Genomic DNA, 20,360 nt, shown 5'->3' with positions numbered 1-20,360 from the left:
GTACCTCATCGGACAGGAGCCCGCCATGAATCCCCAGTTGTTTTTCGCCTTTGTGCTGGTGGCAGTCGCCCTCGCCTGCACCCCCGGCGTGGACTGGGCCTACTCCATCACGGCCGGTCTGCGGCAGCGCAGCTTCGTCCCGGCCGTGGCCGGACTCTGCGGCGGCTACCTCCTGCACACACTGCTGATGGTGGCCGGCCTCGCGGCCCTGCTGTCCGGCCTGCCGGGCGTCCTGGGCTGGCTCACCGTGGCCGGCGCGGGCTACCTGCTGTGGCTGGGCATCAGCACCCTCCGCTCGTGGCGCGGGGCCTCCTTCAGTGCGGCAGACGCCGTCGGGAAGCCCGCCAACCAGCTCCGCACCTTCCTTCAGGGCATGGGAACCAGCGGCATCAACCCCAAGGGGCTGCTGTTCTATGTGGCGCTGGTGCCGCAGTTCGTCAGCCCGGAGGCCTCCCTCCCGGTCCCCGTCCAGTCCGGCCTGCTGGGCCTGACGTTTGTCCTGCTTGCTGGAACCGTCTACACCTGCGTGGCGCTGCTGGCCCGCAAACTCCTGCAGTCCCGGCCCGGCGCCGCGCGGACAGTCACCCTGGCCAGCGGCATCATCATGGTTGCCCTCGGCGTGGTGCTCCTCTCAGAGCAGCTGGTTCCTCTGGTTGCAGGGCTCACGCAGCAAACCTAGGCCCTGCGCTCCATAAACCATTCCGTGAACTCCGACGCCCGGCCGTCCGGTTCGAGGCGGATGACCCACAGGTTGTCGTAGCTGGGACGATCACCAAGGTAGTCCGTGAACCCCTGCACAAAGGCCAGCCCGCCGTCGGTCCCCAGCCCGCTATCCGCGCCCAACAGCGTCCAGTCGAAGGTCCAGGTCCCTGGGTCGTCCCGCGCCTCCAGCCAGCGGTCCACGATCTGCTCGCGGCCCCGCCATGCGTCGGCATCGTGCGGCCGGGTGGCGTAGACGGCTTCCTCGGTGAACAGTGCTCGGATGTCCTCCGGGTTGTTGGAGGTCCACGCCGCGATGTACTTTTCCATCCAGGACCGGACTGCGTCGCTCATGCCTCCGTTGTACTCCGGGGCGGCCCGGTCCACAAGGCAAGCCCACCAGGCAATGCCACCAGGCAAGTCCCTAAGGCCGCCCGCACCCGAAGCCTATTTCCCGTCCAGGTTTTCCCACTCCTGCTCCCACAGCCGGCGCTCATCAATGTCCTTGCGGATGACTTCGAACGTTTCCAGCTCCGCCGGCCGGCCGCGGAGCCAGTCCCGCGGGTTGAGGGATTTGCGGCCGTTGTCGAGCACCAACAGGGCACGGTCGGTGATGGCGTCGTTGCGGAGCACCACGTCTGTTTTCCGACGGCGGAGCACCTCTTTCAGGGCGTCGTGCGCTTGTGCGTGGGCGCCGAGCCGCCGCAGCGCGCGCCCGCGGAGCAGCAGCAGGGCCGCCGAGAGGTCATCGGAGTTCAGCAGCCCCTCGGTCCAGATCACCACCTCCTTGTCGCGTCCCAGCGCGAACGCCAGCGCGCAGCGGGCCAAGGCTGAAGGCAACGACGGCGGCAGCCCGGCCACCGTCTGCAGCGCGGCTTCCAGCTGGCCTGTCTCCCGCAGGGAGTGCGACAGGGCCAGGAAGACCGATTCCTGGCTGAACAGCACGGGGACTTCGATGCGTTCGGCGACCTCCACGCGGGTGACCACGCGCGTGAGGTAGGTGGCCGCATACTGGTTGGCGTCGTCGTCGTTCCTGATGGACAGGCCGCGCTGGAGGAGTTCGGACGCACGCAGGTAGCCGCCGTGCTGGTAGGCCAGGAGCCCGGCCATAACGGAGCAGAGCCCCGCCCAGCCCGGATACATGCGGCCCACGGCGATGAGCCGCTCAGGTTCCCTGCTGGTGAAGATGGCATCGTGGACTGCTTTGGGCGCCTTGCCCGGCATCCGCTTGAGCCTGGGGACCTCGCCGTCCACGGCGATCAGCGCGGCGTCCCGGCCGCCCAGCACACCGTGGATCAGCCCGCCCACGCTGCCGGCGAGCTCCCGGACGGGGGTCTGCAGGTGGACGTTCCCGAACGGCGTCAGGTCACGGGTATCCCGGTAAATCGGTCCTCTGGCATCCCCCGCAGTCATCTCTCCATGCTACGTGGCGGACTGAAGGTGAACGCCTAGGTGGCGGCCGCAACCCAGAGCCCGATCACCCAGGTGCTGGCCGCCAGGCACGCCAGCCCGAACTCCACCAGCATGCCCAGGCCGGTGGCCTTCAGGGCGGCCCAACTGGTGGACGTTGCCGTGCCGAAGTTCCGCGTACGGGCGAATTCGCTGAGCAGCAGGCCAGCGGCGAAGCCCACAAAAAGCCCCACCACCGGGATGACGAACATGCAGGCAACGCCCGCCGCAAGGCCGATCACCACACTGCGGCTGGGGATGCTGTGCTGCCTGAGCTTCCGTCCGGTCAGCACGGCGCTGGCTGCCATCCCGGCCAGCACAAACACCATTCCCACCGCGAATACCACCCAGCCAGTGGTCCCGGCGCCGCCCCAGATGGCCCACGCCACCAGGCTGAGCCCGATCAGGAAGCTGCCGGGCAGGATGGGGATGATGGTGCCCGCCACGCCCACCAGGATCGCCAGGCCGCACAGGACGCTCACCACGGTTTCGGAGTTCATGGGCCCCAGTTTAGGGCGGCGGGGCTGTCAACCCTGCCGCTTAACGCCCGACGGCGACGCGTCCCCTGCGCGGGGAGGCACCGCCGTCGGGCGTTGTGGCAGTGTGTGGCGGCGGAGGTTACTCGGCTTCCACTGCGGCGGCTACGGCGGCCGTCACTGCCGGGGCAACACGCGGATCCAGCGGGCTGGGCACGATGTAGTCCACCGAAAGGTCAGCTTCCGCGAGTTCGGCAATGGCGCGGGCCGCGGCGAGCTTCATGGCAGGCGTGATCCGGCGGGCGCCGGCGTCCAGCGCGCCGCGGAAGATTCCCGGGAAGGCCAGGACGTTGTTGATCTGGTTGGGGAAGTCGCTGCGGCCGGTGGCCACAACGGCGGCGTACTTGGCGGCCACCTCGGGCAGGACTTCGGGGTCCGGGTTGGAGAGGGCGAACACGATGGAGTCGGGGTTCATCAGCTTCAGATGCGCCTCGTCCAGCTTCGAGGAGGAAACCCCGATGAACACGTCGGCGCCGAGCAGCGCTTCGCCGGGGCCGCCCGCGACGCTGCGGGGGTTGCTGCGCTGTGCCATCTGGGACTTTTTGCTCTGCGGGTCGGCGGCGATGTCCGCCCGCTCCCGGTTGATGACGCCCTTGGAGTCGAGCAAGACTACATCCGTGATGCCGGCGGCGAGCAGGATTTCGGCGACGGCGATGCCTGCGGCTCCGGCGCCGGAAACCACCACGCGGAGGTCTGCGAGTTCGCGGCCGGTGACCTTGGCGGCGTTCGTCAGGGCGGCGAGGGCCACCACTGCGGTGCCGTGCTGGTCATCGTGCATGACCGGGCAGTCCAGCGCCTCGATCAGCTTCTCCTCCAGCTCGAAGCACCGGGGGGCCGAGATGTCCTCAAGATTGACGGCGCCGAAGCTGGGGCGGAGGCGGACCAGGGTTTCCACAATCTCATCAACGTCCGTGGTGTTCAGGACCAGGGGAATGGAATCCAGCTCGCCGAACGTCTTGAACAGGGCGGATTTGCCCTCCATCACGGGCAGGGAGGCGGCGGCGCCGATGTTGCCCAGGCCCAGCACCGCGGTGCCGTCGCTGACCACAACCACCAGGCGCTGCGCCCAGGTGAGGGTCTTGGCGAGTTCCGGGTTGTTGTGGATGGCGCGGCTGACCTCGGCCACACCGGGGGTGTAGGCGATGGACAGGTCGCGCTTGTTGGACAGCGGGACCGTGCTGGTCACGGAGAGCTTCCCGCCCTGGTGGGCGTCGAAGATCTCGGCCTCGCTCAGGGCAGTGGCTGCTGAATTGTCGGACGGTGCGATTACGTCAATGGACACGTCGTTGTCTCCTGGGGCTAGCCGTGGGCGCACGGCGCAGAAAGGCTCAAGCACAGGGAGGCTCAAGGTGGTCATATTCGGCGCTTCGTGGGCCCAATGGTGGCGGGCCCGGGGTGAAGCCCTTGCAGATGCTGGTTGCCAGCCACTCCGGTCCTGCCATAATAATCAGCGCTGGCGGGCCAAAAAGTGCATTTGGACGTCCCGGGGCATGCCAAATCGTTTAATCAGGATGTTTTGTGAGCCACGTCACGGCATAAAGACGTATTTATTGGCTTACTGGTCTAGACCAGTTACGCCGATCGGTGGGCCGCACGGGCCCCGGAAGCTACCGGAGCAAGCAAGGTGCAGGCCTTTTTAAGGTCCTCTTCGGCCTCAAAGAGCGAAAGTCGGCGGTTGCGGACGGACTGGACCAGACCAGTGACGGTCAGCAGGAGCACCCGGGCCGCCACGGCGTCGTCGGAGGCGGTGGCTACAGCCGTTTCGCTCAGGGCATCGATTTCATGCAGGAGCGCCGTGGTGTCCTTGTCCTTGAGGTACACGCAGCGGGTCAGGCACTGCTCGACGGCGGGCTGCATCACGCGCATGTGGAAGATCTCCATCACCACTCCGGTGAGGGCGCGGCCGCCGAAGCTGGCCGCCGACGTGCGGGCCCTGCCCTGAAGCTCGTCCAGCTGCTGGCGGTAGAGGGACAGCATCAGGTGGTTGGCGGTGGGGAAATAGCGGTAGACGGTCCCCGACGGCACGCCGGACTTCTCCGAGATTTCCGCGAGGTCCACGGACTCCAGCCCCTTGCGGGCAAACCCTGCGGCAGACTCAAGGACGCGCGTGTAGCGCAGCCGCTGACGCGGCGTGGAGGGCCGGGCGGCCATGGACGGATGGGCTGAAAGTGTCTCGGGCATCAGGATTCCGGGGTTGTGTTCCTATGGTGCAGCGGCCGGCGGATCCCCATCCCGGCCGCCCTGCAGTCTGCCTCAACAATACGCCACGCGGCGTTGGCGCCTCAGTCCACGCCCTTGATCTTGACCACGAACACAGCGCCGAGCAGCCCAATGACGGCCGCAGTGGTGAACAGAGTGACGTACCCGCCGAACTGCGTCACCGCGAGGAAAGCGAGGCCTGTCGCGAACACCTGCGGCAACGAGGCGGCCACGTTAATGACTCCCATATCCTTGCCGCGGTCCGCGGCCTGCGGCAGCACCTGCGTCAGCAGCGCAAAGTCAACGGCTTGGTAGGCGCCGTAGCCGATACCCAGGATGGCGGCCCCAACCAGGGCGCCGGTCCACACGGGGAAGAACGCCATAGTCAGGCCCGCCATGGCAATCATGACGGAGGAAGCGATCACGAAGGGCTTGCGCTTGCCCACCCGGTCGCTCCACGGCCCCGCAATCACCGCAGTAACCATGACCAGCGCCGCATAGATCCCGGTCAGGGTCAGGACTCCCAGCGCCGGGTTCTCATGCTTGAGGACGTCTCCGAGGAAAAAGATCAGGTACACAATGGTCAGCTGGTTGCAGACGTTGACCAGGAAGCGGGTGAGCCAGGCCCAGGCGAAGTCCGGGTGGCGGGCCGGGCTGATCCAGAAGCCGCGGAGAAAACTGCCCCACGAGAACGGCGGCCGGAGCTCCCTGGGCAGCGGCGGGTCATTCCGGTGGAACAGGTAGGGCACCACGGAGAACAGCAGGGCGGCCGCACACATGGTGTACCCCACCATGAAGTTTCCCGAAACCACCGCCCCGAAGACTGCGCCCAGGAGGATGCCCGCCGTTTGGCCCAGGGCCGCCAGTCCCCCCACTCCGCCGCGCTGCAGCACCGGCACCCGGTCCGGAATGGCGGCAGTGATGGCCGCATAGGCCGCGTTGGCGCCCAGCTGGACCAGGGACCAGAACAGGACCATCAGGGCAACAGCCGTGGCTCCGGACATCGCCAGCAAGGCGGCGGTGGCCAGGACGGCGCCGGCCAGGACCCAGGGGGAACGACGGCCGAAACCGGAGACCGTCCGGTCGGACAGCGCCCCGAAGAGTGGATTGGCCACCAGGGATACGGCGGCGCCGCACCCAAGTACGAGGGAAGCGATGGCTTCCTTGTTTGTTTCGTCGATGCCAATGGCCTGCTGGGCGATGAAGATGTTGATGGGTCCGAAGAACGCGGCGTTGATGCCAACATTGACCAGTACCAGACCGGTCACCCAGCGCGCGGTGACCCTCTGCGTCGGCTCGGCGAGTGCCGCCGTCGGGCCTTCCGCTCCCGCTTCGGGAGCCGATGCGGCGCTGGGATCCGGTGCTGCGGGTGTGTCGGACAGGCTCATGGCTGGTTCCCCCTGGAACGGTTGGTGATGCTGAAAATCAGACTATCGTGGGCTGCATCGCCCCGCTTTGCTATTCGGAGCCCAACTTGTGCGGCTAAGGAAAAGCGCGGAGCCCGCCACGACAACAACTGGAGATCCAATGACCGCATCTGCCGCAGGCAACACCATCCGCCCCGTCAACACCGCCGACCTCTACGACGAGCGCGGCGAGGACCTGGCGTCCGTTTCACTCCAGTTCCAGTCCCTCGGCGGCCGTTCACATTTCAGCGGCCCGGTTCGGACGATCCGCTGCTTCCAGGACAACGCCCTGGTCAAGTCCACGCTGGCCACGCCCGGCGATGGTGCCGTGCTGGTGGTGGACGGCGGCGGTTCGCTGGGCACAGCCCTGATGGGGGATATGATCGCCGAGAGCGCCGTGGCGAACGGCTGGGCCGGCGTCGTCATCAACGGCGCCATCCGCGACCGCGAGGCGATCGCCCGACTGGATCTGGGCGTCAAGGCGCTGGGCAGCAACCCGCGCAAGAGCGCCAAGGCCGGCGCCGGTGAGGTTGACGTGGATGTAGTGCTCGACGGCGTGATCTTCCGTCCCGGCGCCACCGTCTGGTGCGATCCGGACGGCATCCTCGTGGAGCGCTGAGCGGGGTCCTCCAGTTCGGGCGGGGCCCGGCAGGAGCGCCGGTTTCGGAAGAAATATCTGGCAGCGGGAATGAAACGCGAACTAACATAGTTACTGAAAGCAACTATCGAGTGTAATCCCTTTTCTTTCCTGGAGTAGCCCATGTCCAAAACAACCGCTGTGCGTGCCGCCGGCGAAACCCTGACACAGCGTCAGATCGTCACCGTGATGGTGGGGCTGATGCTGGGTATGTTCCTGGCGTCGCTGGACCAGACCATCGTGTCCACCTCCATCTACACCATCGCCAACGACCTCGACGGGCTGTCCCTGCAGGCGTGGGCCACCACCGCATACCTCATCACCTCCACCGTCAGCACGCCGCTGTACGGCAAGCTGAGCGACATTTTCGGCCGCCGTCCGCTGTACCTGATCGCCATCGTCATCTTCCTGGTCGGCTCGCTCTACGCCGGCTCAGTGCACTCCATGACTGAACTGGCCATCGCCCGCGGCGTCCAGGGCCTGGGCGCTGGCGGCCTGTTGGCCCTCGCGCTGACCATCATCGGGGACATCGTGTCCCTCAAGGACCGGGCCAAATACCAGGGCTACTTTATGTCGGTGTTCGGCATCTCCTCCGTGCTCGGCCCCGTGGTGGGCGGCGCGTTCGCGGGTTCGGCCAACATCCTCGGCTTTGACGGCTGGCGCTGGGTGTTCTTCATCAACCTGCCCATCGGCCTGGCAGCCCTGGCCGTGGTGTTTATGTTCCTGCACCTGCCGGCCAAGCACGTGAAGCAGAAGATCGACTACTTCGGCGCAGCCGCCATCACTCTCGCCATCGTCCCGCTGCTCCTGGTGGCGGAACAGGGACGCAGCTGGGGCTTTGCGTCGCTGAACTCCTTCCTTTGCTACGGCCTGGGCGCGGTGGGCATCATCTGGTTCCTGCTGGCCGAAAAGCGCGCCGGGGACTACGCCCTGATCCCGCTCCGGCTCTTCCGGAACGCTACGTTTGGCCTGTCCTCGCTGCTGAACTTCATCATCGGCATCGGCATGTTCGGCGCCATCGCGATGCTGCCCATGTACCTGCAGCTGGTCAAGGGGCTCACCCCTACAGAAGCCGGCCTGATGATGATCACCTTCACGCTCGGCATCCTGACCGGTTCCATCACCGCGGGCCGCACCATTTCGGCGTCGGGCACGTACCGGATCTTCCCCATCGTGGGTACGGCCATCCTCACTGCCGCCGCCGTGGCCATGGGCCTGTCCTTGGGCGTGGATACCGGCCTCTGGGTTCCCGGCGTGATCGCCGTGTTCTTCGGCATGGGCCTGGGGTTCTGCATGCAGCCGCTCACCCTGGCCATGCAGGTCTCCGTGCCCCCGAAGGACATGGGCGTGGGCACGTCCTCCGCGGCGTTCTTCCGTTCCATGGGCGGCGCGGTGGGCACGGCGGTCTTCATCTCGATGCTCTTCAGCGTGGCCGCGGGCCGAATCGCCGAAACGATGAAATCAGCCATGGCCAGTGCCGACTACCAGGCCGTGCTGCGCGACCCGGCCGTGGCCGCGGACCCCGCCAACGCCAAGCTGTACGAGTTCTTCCAGAACGGGGCATCGAACGAATCGCTCAATGACACCAGCTGGCTCCACTCCGCCAACAGCGTGCTCACCCGGCCCATTACGGAGGGCTTCGCGTACGCGATCGACACCGTGATGATCACCGCGGCCGTCCTCACCGGGATCGCGTTCCTGATCAGCTTCGCGCTGCCGAACAAGAAGCTGACGGACCCGAAGGTCGCCCCGCGGGGAAACACAGCTGCGGTGGCGGCCCACTAGGGCGCCTCGCTGAAACAGACAGACGACGACGACGGCGCACCCGCCGTCGTCGTCTTTCTGTTTCGGAAGGCAAAGGTCCCTAAGTGGAACCACGGGCGGTGACGTGCCACACTGTTTAGCGCGTGTGCGCCGGCCTGCGGGCCGGTACCGCAGCCGACGACGTCCGCACCCGCATCCACCCAACCCCAAACCCAGGGAGCACCATGTCCACCGCCAAGGAGCAGACCACCGCCAAGATCCCGCAGCGGGTGATCTGGCTGGCACTCGCAGGCGCGGTAGGCGGCTTCCTGTTCGGCTTCGACTCCTCCGTGGTGAACGGTGCAGTGGATGCCATCAAGGACGAATTCGCGCTCTCCGAGGCTGTGACCGGCTTCGCCGTGGCCATCGCCCTGCTGGGTTGCGCCGCCGGCGCGTTCCTGGCCGGAAAAGTTGCCGACCGCTACGGCCGCATTCCCGCCATGAAGCTGGGCGCGGCACTGTTCCTGGTCAGCGCCCTCGGAACCGGCTTCGCCTTCGGCGTCTGGGACCTGATCTTCTGGCGCCTGGTGGGCGGCCTGGGCATCGGCCTGGCCTCGGTGATCGCACCGGCGTACATTTCCGAGATCTCCCCGCGGCAGGTCCGTGGCCGGCTGGCATCGCTGCAGCAGCTGGCCATCACCACCGGTATTTTCGCCGCGCTCCTGTCTGACGCGCTCTTCGCCACCACTGCCGGCGGCGCGGACCAGTCCTTCTGGCTGGGCCTGGAGGCCTGGCGCTGGATGTTCCTCGCCGCAGCGCTCCCCGCCGTGGTTTACGGCTGGATCGCGTACACCCTCCCGGAATCCCCGCGGTTCCTGGTGTTCCAGGGCAAGGAAGACGAAGCCCGCAAGGTGTTCGACTCCATCGCCCCGTCCGAGGACACCGACCGGCACATCCGCGAGATCCAGGACGCCATCGAAGAGGACAAGCTGTCCGGTCAGAAGGGCTCGCTCCGCGGTAAGACGTTCGGCCTGCAGGCAGTGGTCTGGGTGGGCATCGTTCTCTCCGTCCTGCAGCAGTTCGTTGGCATCAACGTGATCTTCTACTACTCCACCACGCTGTGGAAGGCCGTCGGTTTCCAGGAAAAGGACTCGCTCACCATCTCGGTGGCAACCTCCATCACCAACATCCTGGTCACGCTGGTGGCCATCGCCCTGGTGGACCGGATCGGCCGCCGCCCCATTCTCCTGGCAGGGTCCATCGGCATGGCCGTCTCATTGGGCACCATGGCGCTGGCGTTCTCCGCCGCGGTCGGTTCAGGCTCCGAGATCTCCCTGCCGGGCGCCTGGGGTCCGGTGGCCCTGGTCGCAGCCAACATCTTTGTGGTCAGCTTCGGTGCCTCCTGGGGCCCGCTGGTCTGGGTACTGCTCGGCGAGATGTTCCCGTCGCGGATCCGGGCCCGCGCCCTGGGCCTGGCCGCCGCCGCGCAGTGGGTGGCCAACTTCGCCATCACGCTCAGCTTCCCCGTCATGGCCGCGGCTTCCCTGCCCCTGACCTATGCCATGTACGCACTGTTCGCCGCGGCGTCGTTCTTCTTTGTGATGTTCAAGGTGCCGGAAACCAACGGCATGTCCCTGGAACAGGCCGAGACGCTGTTTGTGCCCAAGGGTTCCAAGAAGGCCTGACGCCGGGTCAGAGAGTAAGCTTCATGCCCTCATGGCTGGCGTCAAAGCCGAGCCGTTCGTAGAACCGGTGGGCGGCTGTCCGGGACTTGTGAGTGGTCAGCTGCATCAACGAGCAGCCGCGGCGCCTGGCCTCGTCAATCGCCCACCCCACCATCAGGTTTCCCAGGCCCTGGCCACGAAGACTGCCCGCCACGCGGACCGCCTCAAGCTGGGAGCGCCATGAGCCCTGCCGCGAGATGCCGGGCAGGAAGCTCAACTGGAAGGTGGATACGACGCGGCCGTCAGCTGCCCCGGCCGGCACGTGCTCGCCCACGACAAGCAAGTGGCAGGGGTCGGCGTCGATCGCTTCGAAGGCCTGCTCATACGGCGCCATGTCGTGGCCCAGTTCTCGGGTGGCCCCGAGGGAATCGTCGGCCAGCAGCGCCACAATGGCGGGCAGGTCCGCGGACACGGCGTGCCTGAGGCGGAACGTCCCGCCGTCGACGTCGGCAGTCAGCAAGGCGGTCAGGGCACCGGGGTTCGTGGTCATCTCCCCAGCATTCCACAGCCGGGTTCCTTGTGATCCAGGCGGGCTCGTGCTTGGCTGGGGCGGCCAGCACGGAACAACAGTCGTTGGGGGGAAGGTCTGGAATGGATCAGCACGCGGTCTCACGTTTGCCGGCAACAACTCTGCGGACAGGAATAATTGCGGGCGTCATCGGCGCCTTCTCGATCATCCTTGCACCGCAAATCATGCAGTCGCTGGAGTCAGGGCCAGCCTATTCACAGGCGCCCGGCGTGGTCCTGCACACAGCCTTCCAACTGGTCACCTTGTTTTTCCTCCCGTTTTCCGCCGCCCTGCTAGCCGCCTCACTGGTCATGCGCTATCTGGGTGGAGTACTCGCCCGGGTGAGCCAGCCGGACTCCTGAGGCGCGAGGGTCGCCGAAGAACGTAACGCACGACGCCGGCACTCAGGTGAGTGCCGGCGTCGTACTTTACTGCGAAGGGGTTCCCGAAAAACCCGCATTATCTGCGAGAGGGTTGCTCGAAAACCCGCATCTAGTGAGAGAGCGTCCTGGGGGTGGGTGCGTGCGGTGGGGGTCAGGCCGGGGCCTTCGCCCCTTCCGCCTGGCGTTCCTCCACCAGCGTGGATACCGCTGCAAACAGCGGGTGCTCCGGTGCCAGCCCGGTAATCCTGGCCGTGGCGTCGGCAGGCGATGAGGAAGCCAGGATCTGCGCGAGCTCGGTGGCCTCGGCGTCGGCGGGGTCCGTGAAGCGCAGGGCCGCGGCGATGGCACCCAGAAGCGCCTCGGGCACGATCCCGCGTTCGGCCAGCTCAGCCGCGGGGCCGATGAACCGTTCGTGCCGGCTGAGCTTGCGCATGGGGGCTCGGCCCACGCGGTTCACCGTGTCCGGCAGGTGCGGGTTGGAGAACCGGACCAGGATCTTCTGGACGTAGGCTTCCTGCTCGTCGTTGCTGAAGCCGTGCTTGGCCACCAGCAGCTCCTTGGTCTCTTCAAGGACAGCACGGACGTCCTCGGCCACATCCTGATCCGCCATGGCCTCGGAGATCTTTTCCAGCCCGGCCTCAAAGCCGAAGTACGCTGCGGCCGCGTGCCCCGTATTCACGGTGAAGAGCTTCCGCTCGATGTAGGGCGAGAGCTCGTCCACGAACGTTGCGCCCGGGATGACCGGGGCCGCATCGCCAAACGCTGTCCGGTCGATGACCCACTCATAGAACGTTTCCACGGTCACGTCCAGGCCCTGGCCCGGCTCCTGGTTGGGCACAATCCGGTCCACGGCGGTGTTCGCAAACACCGCAAGGGAATCCAGGGAGCCGGCGGCGTCATCCCAGAGCGCGGCCACTTCGGCCCGCAGGATGTCCGTGGCGTTGATGGCGTTCTCGCAGGCCATGACCTGCAGCGGCGCCAGCCCGGCAGCCCGCGCGGCGATGCCCTTGGTGATGGCGGGCGCCACGAACTTCAGGATGTGAGGCCCCACGGCGGTGGTGACGATGTCCGCCGTCGCGATTTCCCGCACCAGCTCCGCTTCCTGCGTGCCGGAGTTCAGCGCGCGGAAGTTGTCCACCCTCCGGACGGTGGGGTTCTCCCCCACCTCGTGGACGTTGTAGCTGTCTGCTGCCGCGAGCTGGTCGATGAGTGCGTCCGCGACATCCGCGAAGACCACCTCATAACCGGCCTGGTGCAGCAGCAGCCCCACGAAGCCGCGGCCGATGTTCCCGGCTCCGAAATGTACCGCCTTCACTATGCGTTCACCTTTCCGAAGAGCTCCAGGACTTCCTCAACGGACGTGGCCGCTTCCAGCTGGGCCACCTGGGCCTTGTTGGTGAAGACCTTCGCGATGGAGGACAGGATGTGGAGGTGTTCGTTGTTGATGCCGGCCACGCCTACCACGAACTTGACCTGCTTGCCGTTCCAATCGATGCCGTCCGGGTAGCGGATCACGGACACCGCGGACTTCAGGATGTGGTCCTTGGCGGCGTTGGTGCCGTGCGGGATGGCAAGGAAGCTGCCCATGTAGGTGGACACGGATTCCTCGCGCTCGTGCATGGCCGCGAGGTAGCCCTCGTCCACGGCGCCGCGGGCCAGGAGCAGCTGGCCTGCTTCGTCGATGGCGGCATCGCGGGTGGTGGCGGTGCCGTTGAGGATGACGCTCTCGGCCACGAGGATGTCGGACGGCGCCGCCGTCTCCGCAGCCTCGGTGGGTTCCGTACCGCTGCCGGCTGTGGGTGCCGCATCCACCGGGGCACTGGCAACGTGCGCGCCGTGGCCGGCGGCGGCAGCGGCGGCGGCGGCGGCAGCACCGGCGTCGGGCGTTGCGCCTTCAGTGTTGTGCTCCTTGACCAGCTCCACAATCTCGTCGTACCGCGGGCTGTTCATGAAGTTATCCACCGAGAAGTGCGCAGCGCTGGACGTGACGGGCTTGGCGCGTTCGGTCAGGTCCTGGTGCGTGATCACCACGTCGTACGTGTCACTGAGGTTGGCGATCGCGGCATTGGTGACCTTGACGTCCGGGAAGCCGGCAGCCTTGATCTTGTTCCGCAGCACCGAGGCGCCCATCGCACTGGAGCCCATGCCGGCGTCGCAGGCGAACACGATGTTCTTGATGGGGCCGGCGAGGACAGCGGTGCCCACGCCGGCACCGGCGCCGGTCAGCACCGAGGAGACGGAGCTCTTTTTGCCCTTCATCGCTTCCATCTTGGACGTGGCGTCGCTCAGGTCCACTTCGTCGCTGTGCTTGGTGGTCTTCAGGATCACCGAGGCCACCAGGAACGAAACCGTGGTGGCGAGCACTACCGCCAGGATCACTCCGACGTAGCTGTCCCGGGACGTCTGGGCGAGCACCGCGAAGATGGATCCAGGGGCCGCCGGCGCAACGAGTCCGGAGCCGGTGACCGAAAGGGTCGCAATGCCCGTCATACCGCCCGCAATCGCCGCGAGAATCAGCAGCGGGCGCATGAGGACGTAGGGGAAGTAGATTTCGTGGATGCCGCCGAGGAACTGGATGACGGCCGCACCTGGCGCTGAAGCCTTCGCTGCGCCACGGCCAAAGAACATGTAGGCGAGCAGGATACCGAAGCCCGGGCCGGGGTTGGCCTCCAGCAGGAACAGGATGGACTTGCCCTGTTCCAGCGACTGCTGGATGCCCAGAGGCGTCAGTACGCCGTGGTTGATGGCGTTGTTCAGGAACAGCACCTTGGCGGGCTCGATGAAAATGCTGGTCAGCGGCAGCAGGCCATTATTGACCAGGAACTGGACCACGTTGCCGGCACCGGTGCTGAAGGCCTGAACCAGCGGGGCGATCCCGTAGAAGCCCAGCATGGCAAGCAGCGCGCCCCAGATCCCGGCTGAGAAGTTGTTGACCAGCATCTCGAAGCCCGGGCGGATCTTGCCCTCCCACAGGAGGTCGATCTTCTTCATGGTCCAGCCGCCGAGCGGGCCCATGATCATGGCGCCGATGAACATCGGGATGCCGGCACCCACAATGACGCCCATGGTGCCGATGGCTCCCACGACGCCGCCTCGGACGTCGTAGACCATCCGGCCGCCGGTGTAGGCGATCAGGAGCGGCAGCAGGTACGTGATCATGGGGCCAACCAGGCCCACATTGGGCACTCCTTCGGCGTTGGTGCCGAAGCCGCCCAGGGCCGGGACCGGGATCCAGCCCTTCTCAATGAAGAGGGCCGTGATAAGGCCCCACGCGATGAACGCGCCGATGTTGGGCATGATCATGCCGGACAGGAACGTCCCGAACTTCTGGACGTGAACCCGCAGGCTGGTGCGGGGTTTCGCAACTGTCTCTGTTGCCATGTGCTTTCCTAACCGTCATTCCTGCTGCAGCGCAGGATGGGTCCGATACTTACGACGACGTACTGGTGGAGATTCGGTGAAGCCATTCGAGGAAAAGTTTGAGTTCCGAGCTTGAGAGCTGGTCTGAGTGCGAAGCCTGAAGCGCGGCGTTCAGGGCAATCGCTGCCACCACTACCGAGGACTTGCCGGAATCTTCCGGGGCGGCCCCTTCGGCTTGTGCCGCAGACACCGCGAAGATCATGGCGTCCCGCGTCATGATGGACAGTTCAAGGTTCCGTTCGGCGGCGGGTTCCGCAATCAGCATCAGGGTCACACCCACGTTGGCGGCCAGGATGGACCTGGCTGCTTCCCTCGGCTGGACGTTCAGCTGGCCCGCTGCCGCTGCCTTATTCAGCATCTCCTCCATAAGAGCCTCGGCATCGGCAACGATGGCGGGGCGGCTTTCAGGACGGATATTGCCGAACATCACCAGGTACAGTTCCGGCTGCTTGAGCCCGAACTGGACGTGGTTATCCCACATCCGCCGGATGTCTTCCAGCGGATTTCCGGACGGGGCGAAGTCCCTCTCGCCCGCAACATACTCTTCAAAACCGGCGGCGACGACGGCGTCGAAAAGACCTTCCTTGTCACCGAAGTGATGGTAGAGCGTGGGTGCCGTGACCCCTGCCAACTGCGTGATCTGGCGGGTGGAGACGGCTGCTCCCGCGGACTTTGCCAGCAATTCGGCCGCTGCACGCAACAGACGCATTTTGGGGGGAAGCTGGCCATCCAAACTCATAGCCGCTACCCTATCACCTATAGCATTGCTATATGAACTGGATCACATACAATTTTTTCAGGCACGTTTCCGCCCCCGCACATAGTGGTCGCGGCGGCCCCGGCATGGCGCCGGGATAAACCTAGGCGGGCCTGGCTACCGGCAGAGAATGAGGACCTTCAGTGCAGACCTTCCCAGGAGTTGGCGTCAGCCCCGGCCGCATCATCGGCACCGTCCGGCAGATGCCCAAACCGATCAGCGAACCCCCCGCAGGCGAGCAGCTGGCCGGCGGGACGTCCGCCGAGGAAGCCACCGCCGCGCTCAAGGCAGCCTCGCAGTCCGTCCACGACGAACTTAAGGCCCGGGCCGCGCACGCCACCGGAGACGGCAAGGCCGTCCTGGAGGCCACAGCGCTGATGGCCAAGGACACCATGCTGATCAAGGGCGCGGCCAAGCTCATTGCCCGCGGCCTCTCAAGCGAGCGCGCCATCTGGGAATCCGGTTCCTCCGTCGCTGAAATGCTTCACAACCTGGGCGGCTACATGGCCGAACGCGCCACCGACGTCCTGGACGTGCGCGCCCGGATCGTCGCCGAGCTGCGCGGCGTCCCTGCGCCCGGCATCCCCACCTCCAGCACGCCCTTTATCCTGGTTGCCGAGGACCTGGCACCGGCCGACACCGCAACCCTGGACCCGAACAAGGTCCTGGCACTCGTGACAGCCGGCGGCGGCCCGCAGTCCCACACCGCCATCATTGCGCGTTCGCTTGGCCTGCCAGCCGTCGTGGCTGCCGTAGGGGTGGACGAACTTCCTGACGGCACGGAAGTCTATGTTGACGGCGCCGCAGGCAGCATCACCGCCGATCCCGACAACTCGCTGCGTGCCGCAGCGGATGCGTGGGCGGCCACAGCTTCCCTGCTGGCCGAGTTCAGCGGCACGGGCACGACGGCGGACGGCCACCTCGTGCCGCTGCTCGCCAATGTGGGCGGCGGCAAGGACGCCGAGGCGGCGGCCAAGCTGGGCGCCCAGGGCGTGGGCCTTTTCCGCACCGAATTCTGCTTCCTGGAACGCGATACCGAACCCTCCGTGGAAGAGCAGGCAGCCGCCTACAAGAGCGTGTTTGATGCCTTCCCGGGCAAAAAAGTGGTTCTGCGTACGCTCGACGCCGGCGCCGACAAGCCGCTTCCGTTCCTGACCGACTCCACGGAGCCCAACCCTGCCCTGGGCGTCCGCGGCTACCGCACGGACTTCACCACGCCGGGCGTGCTGGACCGCCAACTGGAAGCCATCGCCTTGGCCGAGAAGCAGTCCGAAGCGGACGTCTGGGTCATGGCCCCCATGATCTCGACGGCGGAAGAGGCCGCCCGGTTCGCCTCAATGTGCGCCGACGCCGGCATCAAGACGCCCGGCGTGATGGTTGAAGTCCCGTCCGCCGCACTCACGGCCGAGGCCATCCTGCGCGAGGTGGGTTTTGCGAGCCTGGGCACCAACGACCTCACGCAGTACGCCATGGCGGCCGACCGCCAGCTGGGCCCGCTGGCCAACCTCAACACCCCGTGGCAGCCTGCCGTGCTGCGCCTCGTGGGATTGACGGTGGAAGGCTCCCGTGCGGAAGGCCACAACAAGCCCGTGGGCGTCTGCGGTGAGGCGGCCGCTGACCCGGCCCTCGCCGTCGTACTTACTGGGCTGGGCGTCACCACGCTGTCCATGACCGCGCGGTCCCTGGCCGCCGTGGCCGCGGTGCTGAAGACCGTTACGCTGGCCGAGGCGCAGCAGCTGGCCAAGCTGGCGCTGTCCGCGCCCAGCGCCACCGAGGCCAAGGCCTGGGTCCGGGAAAAACTGCCCGTCCTCGAAGAACTCGGTCTCTGACCGGCCGCCGCCAGCCACAAAGAAGCACCCACCAGGAGGAACAATGCCCGAACGCATCGCCACCATCGCCAGCCGCTCCGGCCTGCACGCGCGCCCCGCCGCGCTGTTTGCGGAAGCCGCCGGAGACGTGGGAGTTGAGGTCACCATTGCCATGCAGGGCGACCCGGAGGACGACGCGCTGGACGCTTCGAGCATCCTGTCGCTGATGACCCTGGGCGCCGCCAAGGGCGATGTTGTGGTGCTCCGGGCTGAAGGTGACGGGGCCGACGCGGCACTGGATTCCCTGGTCAAGCTCCTGGAAACGGACCTCGACGCCGAATAGGGGCCCAGCTGGTGAGCGCCGCGGCCGCCGGCCCCGGGGCGGTGTGCTGGAACACATGGCCCTGCCCCGGGATCTCGGCCAGGCGGCCTTGGGGCGACTGCGCAACCAGCCGCTGGCACCAGGAGCGGCCAGCCACCGGGTCCCTGCTGCCGCGCAGCACCAGCAGCGGCTGGCTGATTTCGCGGATCCTGGCCTCAAGGGGATACTGCATCATCACGGGCAACTCGGTGAGGTACCAGCGTGGACCGGCCCGGAAATAGTCCGCGAAGACGACTGCATTCGCGGACAGGCTCTCGCTGAACATGGCGTCGCGGGTCAGCGCCAGCGCCTGCCGCGCTACTGACTTTCGGCGGGGGTCCACCACGGGGCCCATCAGCACCACTGCGTCCACGAGCTCCGGCTCCTGCAGGGCGAGTTCAACGGCATGCTGGGTTCCCATGGAATGCCCGACCACCACGCAGGACGTCACGCCGGCCTCGGCGAGCGCCGTCCGCACAAAGGCCGCGTATTCCCCTACCGTTACCTGGCGCCGGGGTTTGGGTGCATCGCCAAACCCTGGAAGGTCAAAGGAGTACACGTCGGCTGCCGGGGCCAGCTCCCGGTGCAGCCGCGCGAAGTAGCGGTGGGAAACGCCAATCCCGTGGAGCAGGACATACGTCGGTCGCGTCACATCGCCGGCTGGCGCCACGGAGCGGTACAGCCTGCCTGTCAGCCCGCCGGATTCAATGTCCTCGCCATCTCTGAGCTTCACCCCGCGAGCTTACCGCCGCCGCCCGGAAGTGCGCGGGTTAGGCTTCTGGCATGGCACTGATAGCTCCGAGAATGACGGCTGCGCTTCCACCCGAGGATGCCGGGAAACTGCAGCGGGCCCTGGCAGGGGGCGATGACATTACGGTTTTTGTGGATGGCACTGTCCACCGGCTGACACCCCAGGCGAGGGACGCCGTCGTGGACCTCCTCAGCCGCTTCAGCCGCGGCGAAGCGGTGACCGTCAGCAGCGTGGAGGAAATGCTCACCACCTCCCAGGCCGCCGAACTCGCCGGGATTTCCCACACATACCTGCGCAACATGACCGATCGCGGCGAGATCCCCGTGGAATACCGCGGCACGCACCGCCGGATCAGGCTGGCGGCCATCATGGCGTGGCTCGACGAGCAGAAGAAGGGCGAGCAGAAGAAGGGCGAGCAGGCCTAGGTCCGTAGAGGTATACGCCTCAGGGAATTAATTCCCTCCCGCGTTACATGGAATTGTCCGGCGCCCGGACCGAAGGCAATCACCGTATCAATTGCCCGCACCGTCCAGCCCGGCTACCACCGTCAGTTTGCCGCCTGGGCACCTGCCGGTCAGGAACTGGCGCATGAAGGGCCCGGCTACCTGCTGACGCCAATCATGACGTACCTGTTCCTGCCGTTGAGCACGCGGTTGCTTCGGCCGTGGCTGGAGGCCCCAAGGAAACGCGCGAAGGGCTCCGCCGGACGTTAGTCCTCTGACCGGCTCCAAAGTCCGCAAGCTAAATCCGCGGTCGCGATGCCCAGCGCCGCATTTTCAAGGCGGCGTGGAGTTCCAGCCGCGGCATCCCCTTCAGCGGGTCCACGCCCAGGAGCTGCCGGATGCGGCCCAGCCGGTTGTAGATGCTGCTGCGGTGCAGGTGGAGTTTGGTGGCCACGTCCTGGACCGATCCGTCGTTGTCATAGATGAGCTCAAGTACAGGGAGAAGCTCATCGTTGCGGTCGTGGTCCTCCAGCATCCGCACATAGACGGACCCGGAGTCGGCCCAGGCGCCGGCTCCCCCGCCTGCCGAGGCCAGCAACTGGTACACCCCGGTGGCACGGCAGTCCACCAGTTCGCCCAGCTGGGGGTCCACGGCCGCCGCCTGCGCCGCCAGCCGGGACTGCCGGTAGGCCTCGGCAAGCTCGCGCGGCTTGGCAAAGCCCTCACTGATGCCCAGGATGATGCGGTGCACGGGCCGGCCCGAACGTTTGGCCAGCTCCAGCTGGTAGTGGACCAGCACCTGGGCATGGTTTGCCCGGCCCACCGACTCACGGAACAGCACCACCGAATGGGTTTCCGTGCCGGCGCTGAACAGCGCCACGTCCACCCCCACCGTGGCCTGCAGGGCGGCTGAGCGGTGGATCAGTGTGGAGGCGATGGGATCCGGGCCGCCGGCCCAGCCGTCGGCGTCGAGCACCGTGACCATCTGCCACGGCCCCTTGCCCTGAATTTCCTTCCAGCCCGCAACGGCGGCCACTGCGTTGGCTTCGCCGGAACAGGCGGCCAGGAACTCGCGTTCGCGGCCCCGCCGGAACTCGGACTCGGCGGTGTTGGAGTCCAGCAGCAGGCCGGAAAGCAGCTCGATCTCCGGGGTCACATCCGGCAACTGGGAGAGGATCGCCGTCGGACTTTCCTCTGCCGAGTCCTGCTGCACCCAGAGGTAGCCGACGCGGAAACCGCGCACCATCAAGGGGACGCACACCCGGCCCAGCATCCCCAGCTCCTGGTTGGCGGGAATCGCTACCGGGCGGACCGCTGTGGCGATGCCATGGGAAAGCTGCCAGGCGCTGACATCGGCCGGTACCCGCTTGCTCAACAAAAAGTTCACCCGGACCCGGTCCGCGTGGGACTGGTTGGAACTGTAAGCGAGCAACAGGCCGTCCAGGTCCTCCAGCGACAGTCCCCGGCCAAGCTTCTGCGCCACCTGCTCCACCAGTTGTTCCACGTCCTGCTGCATGGGGTAACCCTACTGCTCCG

General features: G+C 66.6%; 20 protein-coding genes. 8 read left to right on the top strand and 12 right to left on the bottom strand.

Annotation, left to right across the window (positions count from 1 at the left end; all coding sequences use genetic code 11):
- Nucleotides 1-25 precede the first annotated feature (25 nt).
- Entirely contained in the window at nt 26-679 is a 654-nt protein-coding gene (locus tag NFC73_RS09975; RefSeq protein ID WP_254749773.1) for a LysE family translocator, read from the top strand.
- On the opposite strand, the gene NFC73_RS09970 is transcribed toward NFC73_RS09975, so the two are convergent.
- The 6 genes from NFC73_RS09970 to NFC73_RS09945 all read right to left on the bottom strand — a co-directional run bounded on the left by NFC73_RS09970 (nt 676) and on the right by NFC73_RS09945 (nt 6,271).
- Nucleotides 676-1,053 carry a nuclear transport factor 2 family protein gene (locus NFC73_RS09970; RefSeq protein WP_254749771.1) on the bottom strand — a complete coding sequence of 126 codons (378 nt, stop codon included), beginning with the start codon at nt 1,051-1,053 and terminating at the stop codon, nt 676-678. The genes NFC73_RS09975 and NFC73_RS09970 overlap by 4 nt on opposite strands.
- 93 nt (nt 1,054-1,146) lie before the next feature.
- Nucleotides 1,147-2,112 (bottom strand): hypothetical protein, encoded by a 966-nt coding sequence (locus NFC73_RS09965; RefSeq protein WP_254749769.1) that lies wholly within the window; start codon nt 2,110-2,112, stop codon nt 1,147-1,149.
- Nucleotides 2,113-2,147: 35 nt separating this feature from the next.
- On the bottom strand, nt 2,148-2,648 hold the full coding sequence (locus NFC73_RS09960; protein WP_254749767.1) for a DUF456 domain-containing protein: 501 nt from the start codon (nt 2,646-2,648) through the stop codon (nt 2,148-2,150).
- Nucleotides 2,649-2,766: 118 nt separating this feature from the next.
- Nucleotides 2,767-3,966, bottom strand: coding sequence for an NAD(P)-dependent malic enzyme (locus NFC73_RS09955; RefSeq protein ID WP_254749765.1), 1,200 nt, complete (start codon nt 3,964-3,966; stop codon nt 2,767-2,769).
- Between the two features lie 290 nt (nt 3,967-4,256).
- Nucleotides 4,257-4,865: a TetR/AcrR family transcriptional regulator gene (locus NFC73_RS09950; protein WP_141138777.1), complete on the bottom strand. Its 609-nt coding sequence runs from the start codon at nt 4,863-4,865 to the stop codon at nt 4,257-4,259.
- A gap of 101 nt (nt 4,866-4,966) precedes the next feature.
- Nucleotides 4,967-6,271 (bottom strand): MFS transporter, encoded by a 1,305-nt coding sequence (locus tag NFC73_RS09945; RefSeq protein WP_254749763.1) that lies wholly within the window; start codon nt 6,269-6,271, stop codon nt 4,967-4,969.
- Between the two features lie 139 nt (nt 6,272-6,410).
- Between NFC73_RS09945 and rraA the strand changes: the two genes are divergently transcribed.
- From rraA to NFC73_RS09930, 3 genes are all read left to right on the top strand, one after another.
- A complete protein-coding gene (rraA, locus tag NFC73_RS09940; protein WP_254749761.1) occupies nt 6,411-6,908 on the top strand; it encodes a ribonuclease E activity regulator RraA in 498 nt (165 codons plus the stop codon).
- A 141-nt stretch (nt 6,909-7,049) separates the two neighbouring features.
- The gene (locus NFC73_RS09935) at nt 7,050-8,711 is read left to right on the top strand and encodes an MDR family MFS transporter (RefSeq protein ID WP_254749760.1); all 1,662 of its coding nucleotides are present in this window, start codon (nt 7,050-7,052) and stop codon (nt 8,709-8,711) included.
- Nucleotides 8,712-8,914: 203 nt separating this feature from the next.
- Complete coding sequence (locus NFC73_RS09930; RefSeq protein WP_254749759.1) at nt 8,915-10,354, top strand: sugar porter family MFS transporter; 1,440 nt, start codon at nt 8,915-8,917, stop codon at nt 10,352-10,354.
- A 7-nt stretch (nt 10,355-10,361) separates the two neighbouring features.
- Here NFC73_RS09930 and NFC73_RS09925 read toward each other — a convergent pair whose 3' ends face one another.
- The gene (locus NFC73_RS09925; RefSeq protein WP_254749757.1) at nt 10,362-10,883 is read right to left on the bottom strand and encodes a GNAT family N-acetyltransferase; all 522 of its coding nucleotides are present in this window, start codon (nt 10,881-10,883) and stop codon (nt 10,362-10,364) included.
- 101 nt (nt 10,884-10,984) lie between these two features.
- On the opposite strand from NFC73_RS09925, the gene NFC73_RS09920 reads away from it, so the two are divergent.
- Nucleotides 10,985-11,263 carry a hypothetical protein gene (locus NFC73_RS09920; RefSeq protein ID WP_254749755.1) on the top strand — a complete coding sequence of 93 codons (279 nt, stop codon included), beginning with the start codon at nt 10,985-10,987 and terminating at the stop codon, nt 11,261-11,263.
- Nucleotides 11,264-11,435: 172 nt separating this feature from the next.
- On the opposite strand, the gene NFC73_RS09915 is transcribed toward NFC73_RS09920, so the two are convergent.
- From NFC73_RS09915 to NFC73_RS09905, 3 genes are read right to left on the bottom strand one after another with little or no spacing between them, the layout of a single operon-like run.
- On the bottom strand, nt 11,436-12,599 hold the full coding sequence (locus NFC73_RS09915) for a mannitol-1-phosphate 5-dehydrogenase (protein ID WP_254749753.1): 1,164 nt from the start codon (nt 12,597-12,599) through the stop codon (nt 11,436-11,438).
- The gene (locus NFC73_RS09910) at nt 12,599-14,665 is read right to left on the bottom strand and encodes a PTS mannitol transporter subunit IICBA (protein ID WP_254749751.1); all 2,067 of its coding nucleotides are present in this window, start codon (nt 14,663-14,665) and stop codon (nt 12,599-12,601) included. The genes NFC73_RS09915 and NFC73_RS09910 overlap by 1 nt, the downstream gene beginning before the upstream one ends.
- A gap of 49 nt (nt 14,666-14,714) precedes the next feature.
- Entirely contained in the window at nt 14,715-15,443 is a 729-nt protein-coding gene (locus tag NFC73_RS09905; RefSeq protein WP_254749749.1) for a TetR/AcrR family transcriptional regulator, read from the bottom strand.
- A 161-nt stretch (nt 15,444-15,604) separates the two neighbouring features.
- Between NFC73_RS09905 and ptsP the strand changes: the two genes are divergently transcribed.
- Entirely contained in the window at nt 15,605-17,290 is a 1,686-nt protein-coding gene (gene ptsP / locus NFC73_RS09900; RefSeq protein ID WP_254749747.1) for a phosphoenolpyruvate--protein phosphotransferase, read from the top strand.
- Between the two features lie 43 nt (nt 17,291-17,333).
- Nucleotides 17,334-17,612, top strand: a complete 279-nt coding sequence (locus tag NFC73_RS09895) for an HPr family phosphocarrier protein (protein WP_056341927.1) — start codon at nt 17,334-17,336, stop codon at nt 17,610-17,612.
- Here NFC73_RS09895 and NFC73_RS09890 read toward each other — a convergent pair.
- Entirely contained in the window at nt 17,578-18,363 is a 786-nt protein-coding gene (locus tag NFC73_RS09890; RefSeq protein WP_254749745.1) for an alpha/beta fold hydrolase, read from the bottom strand. The genes NFC73_RS09895 and NFC73_RS09890 overlap by 35 nt on opposite strands.
- 50 nt (nt 18,364-18,413) lie before the next feature.
- Here NFC73_RS09890 and NFC73_RS09885 point away from each other — a divergent pair, with 50 nt between their 5' ends.
- A complete protein-coding gene (locus tag NFC73_RS09885; protein WP_254749743.1) occupies nt 18,414-18,806 on the top strand; it encodes a helix-turn-helix domain-containing protein in 393 nt (130 codons plus the stop codon).
- 316 nt (nt 18,807-19,122) lie between these two features.
- Here the strand turns inward: NFC73_RS09885 and NFC73_RS09880 are convergent, their stop codons facing one another.
- Nucleotides 19,123-20,340 (bottom strand): PucR family transcriptional regulator, encoded by a 1,218-nt coding sequence (locus NFC73_RS09880; RefSeq protein ID WP_254749741.1) that lies wholly within the window; start codon nt 20,338-20,340, stop codon nt 19,123-19,125.
- Nucleotides 20,341-20,360 lie beyond the last annotated feature (20 nt).

Source organism: Pseudarthrobacter humi (genome assembly GCF_024294965.1).
GTDB classification, from domain to species: Bacteria; Actinomycetota; Actinomycetes; order Actinomycetales; family Micrococcaceae; genus Arthrobacter; species Arthrobacter humi.
The sequence above is the reverse complement of the archived record's forward strand: the minus strand, read 5'-3'. Positions and strand labels throughout refer to the sequence as shown.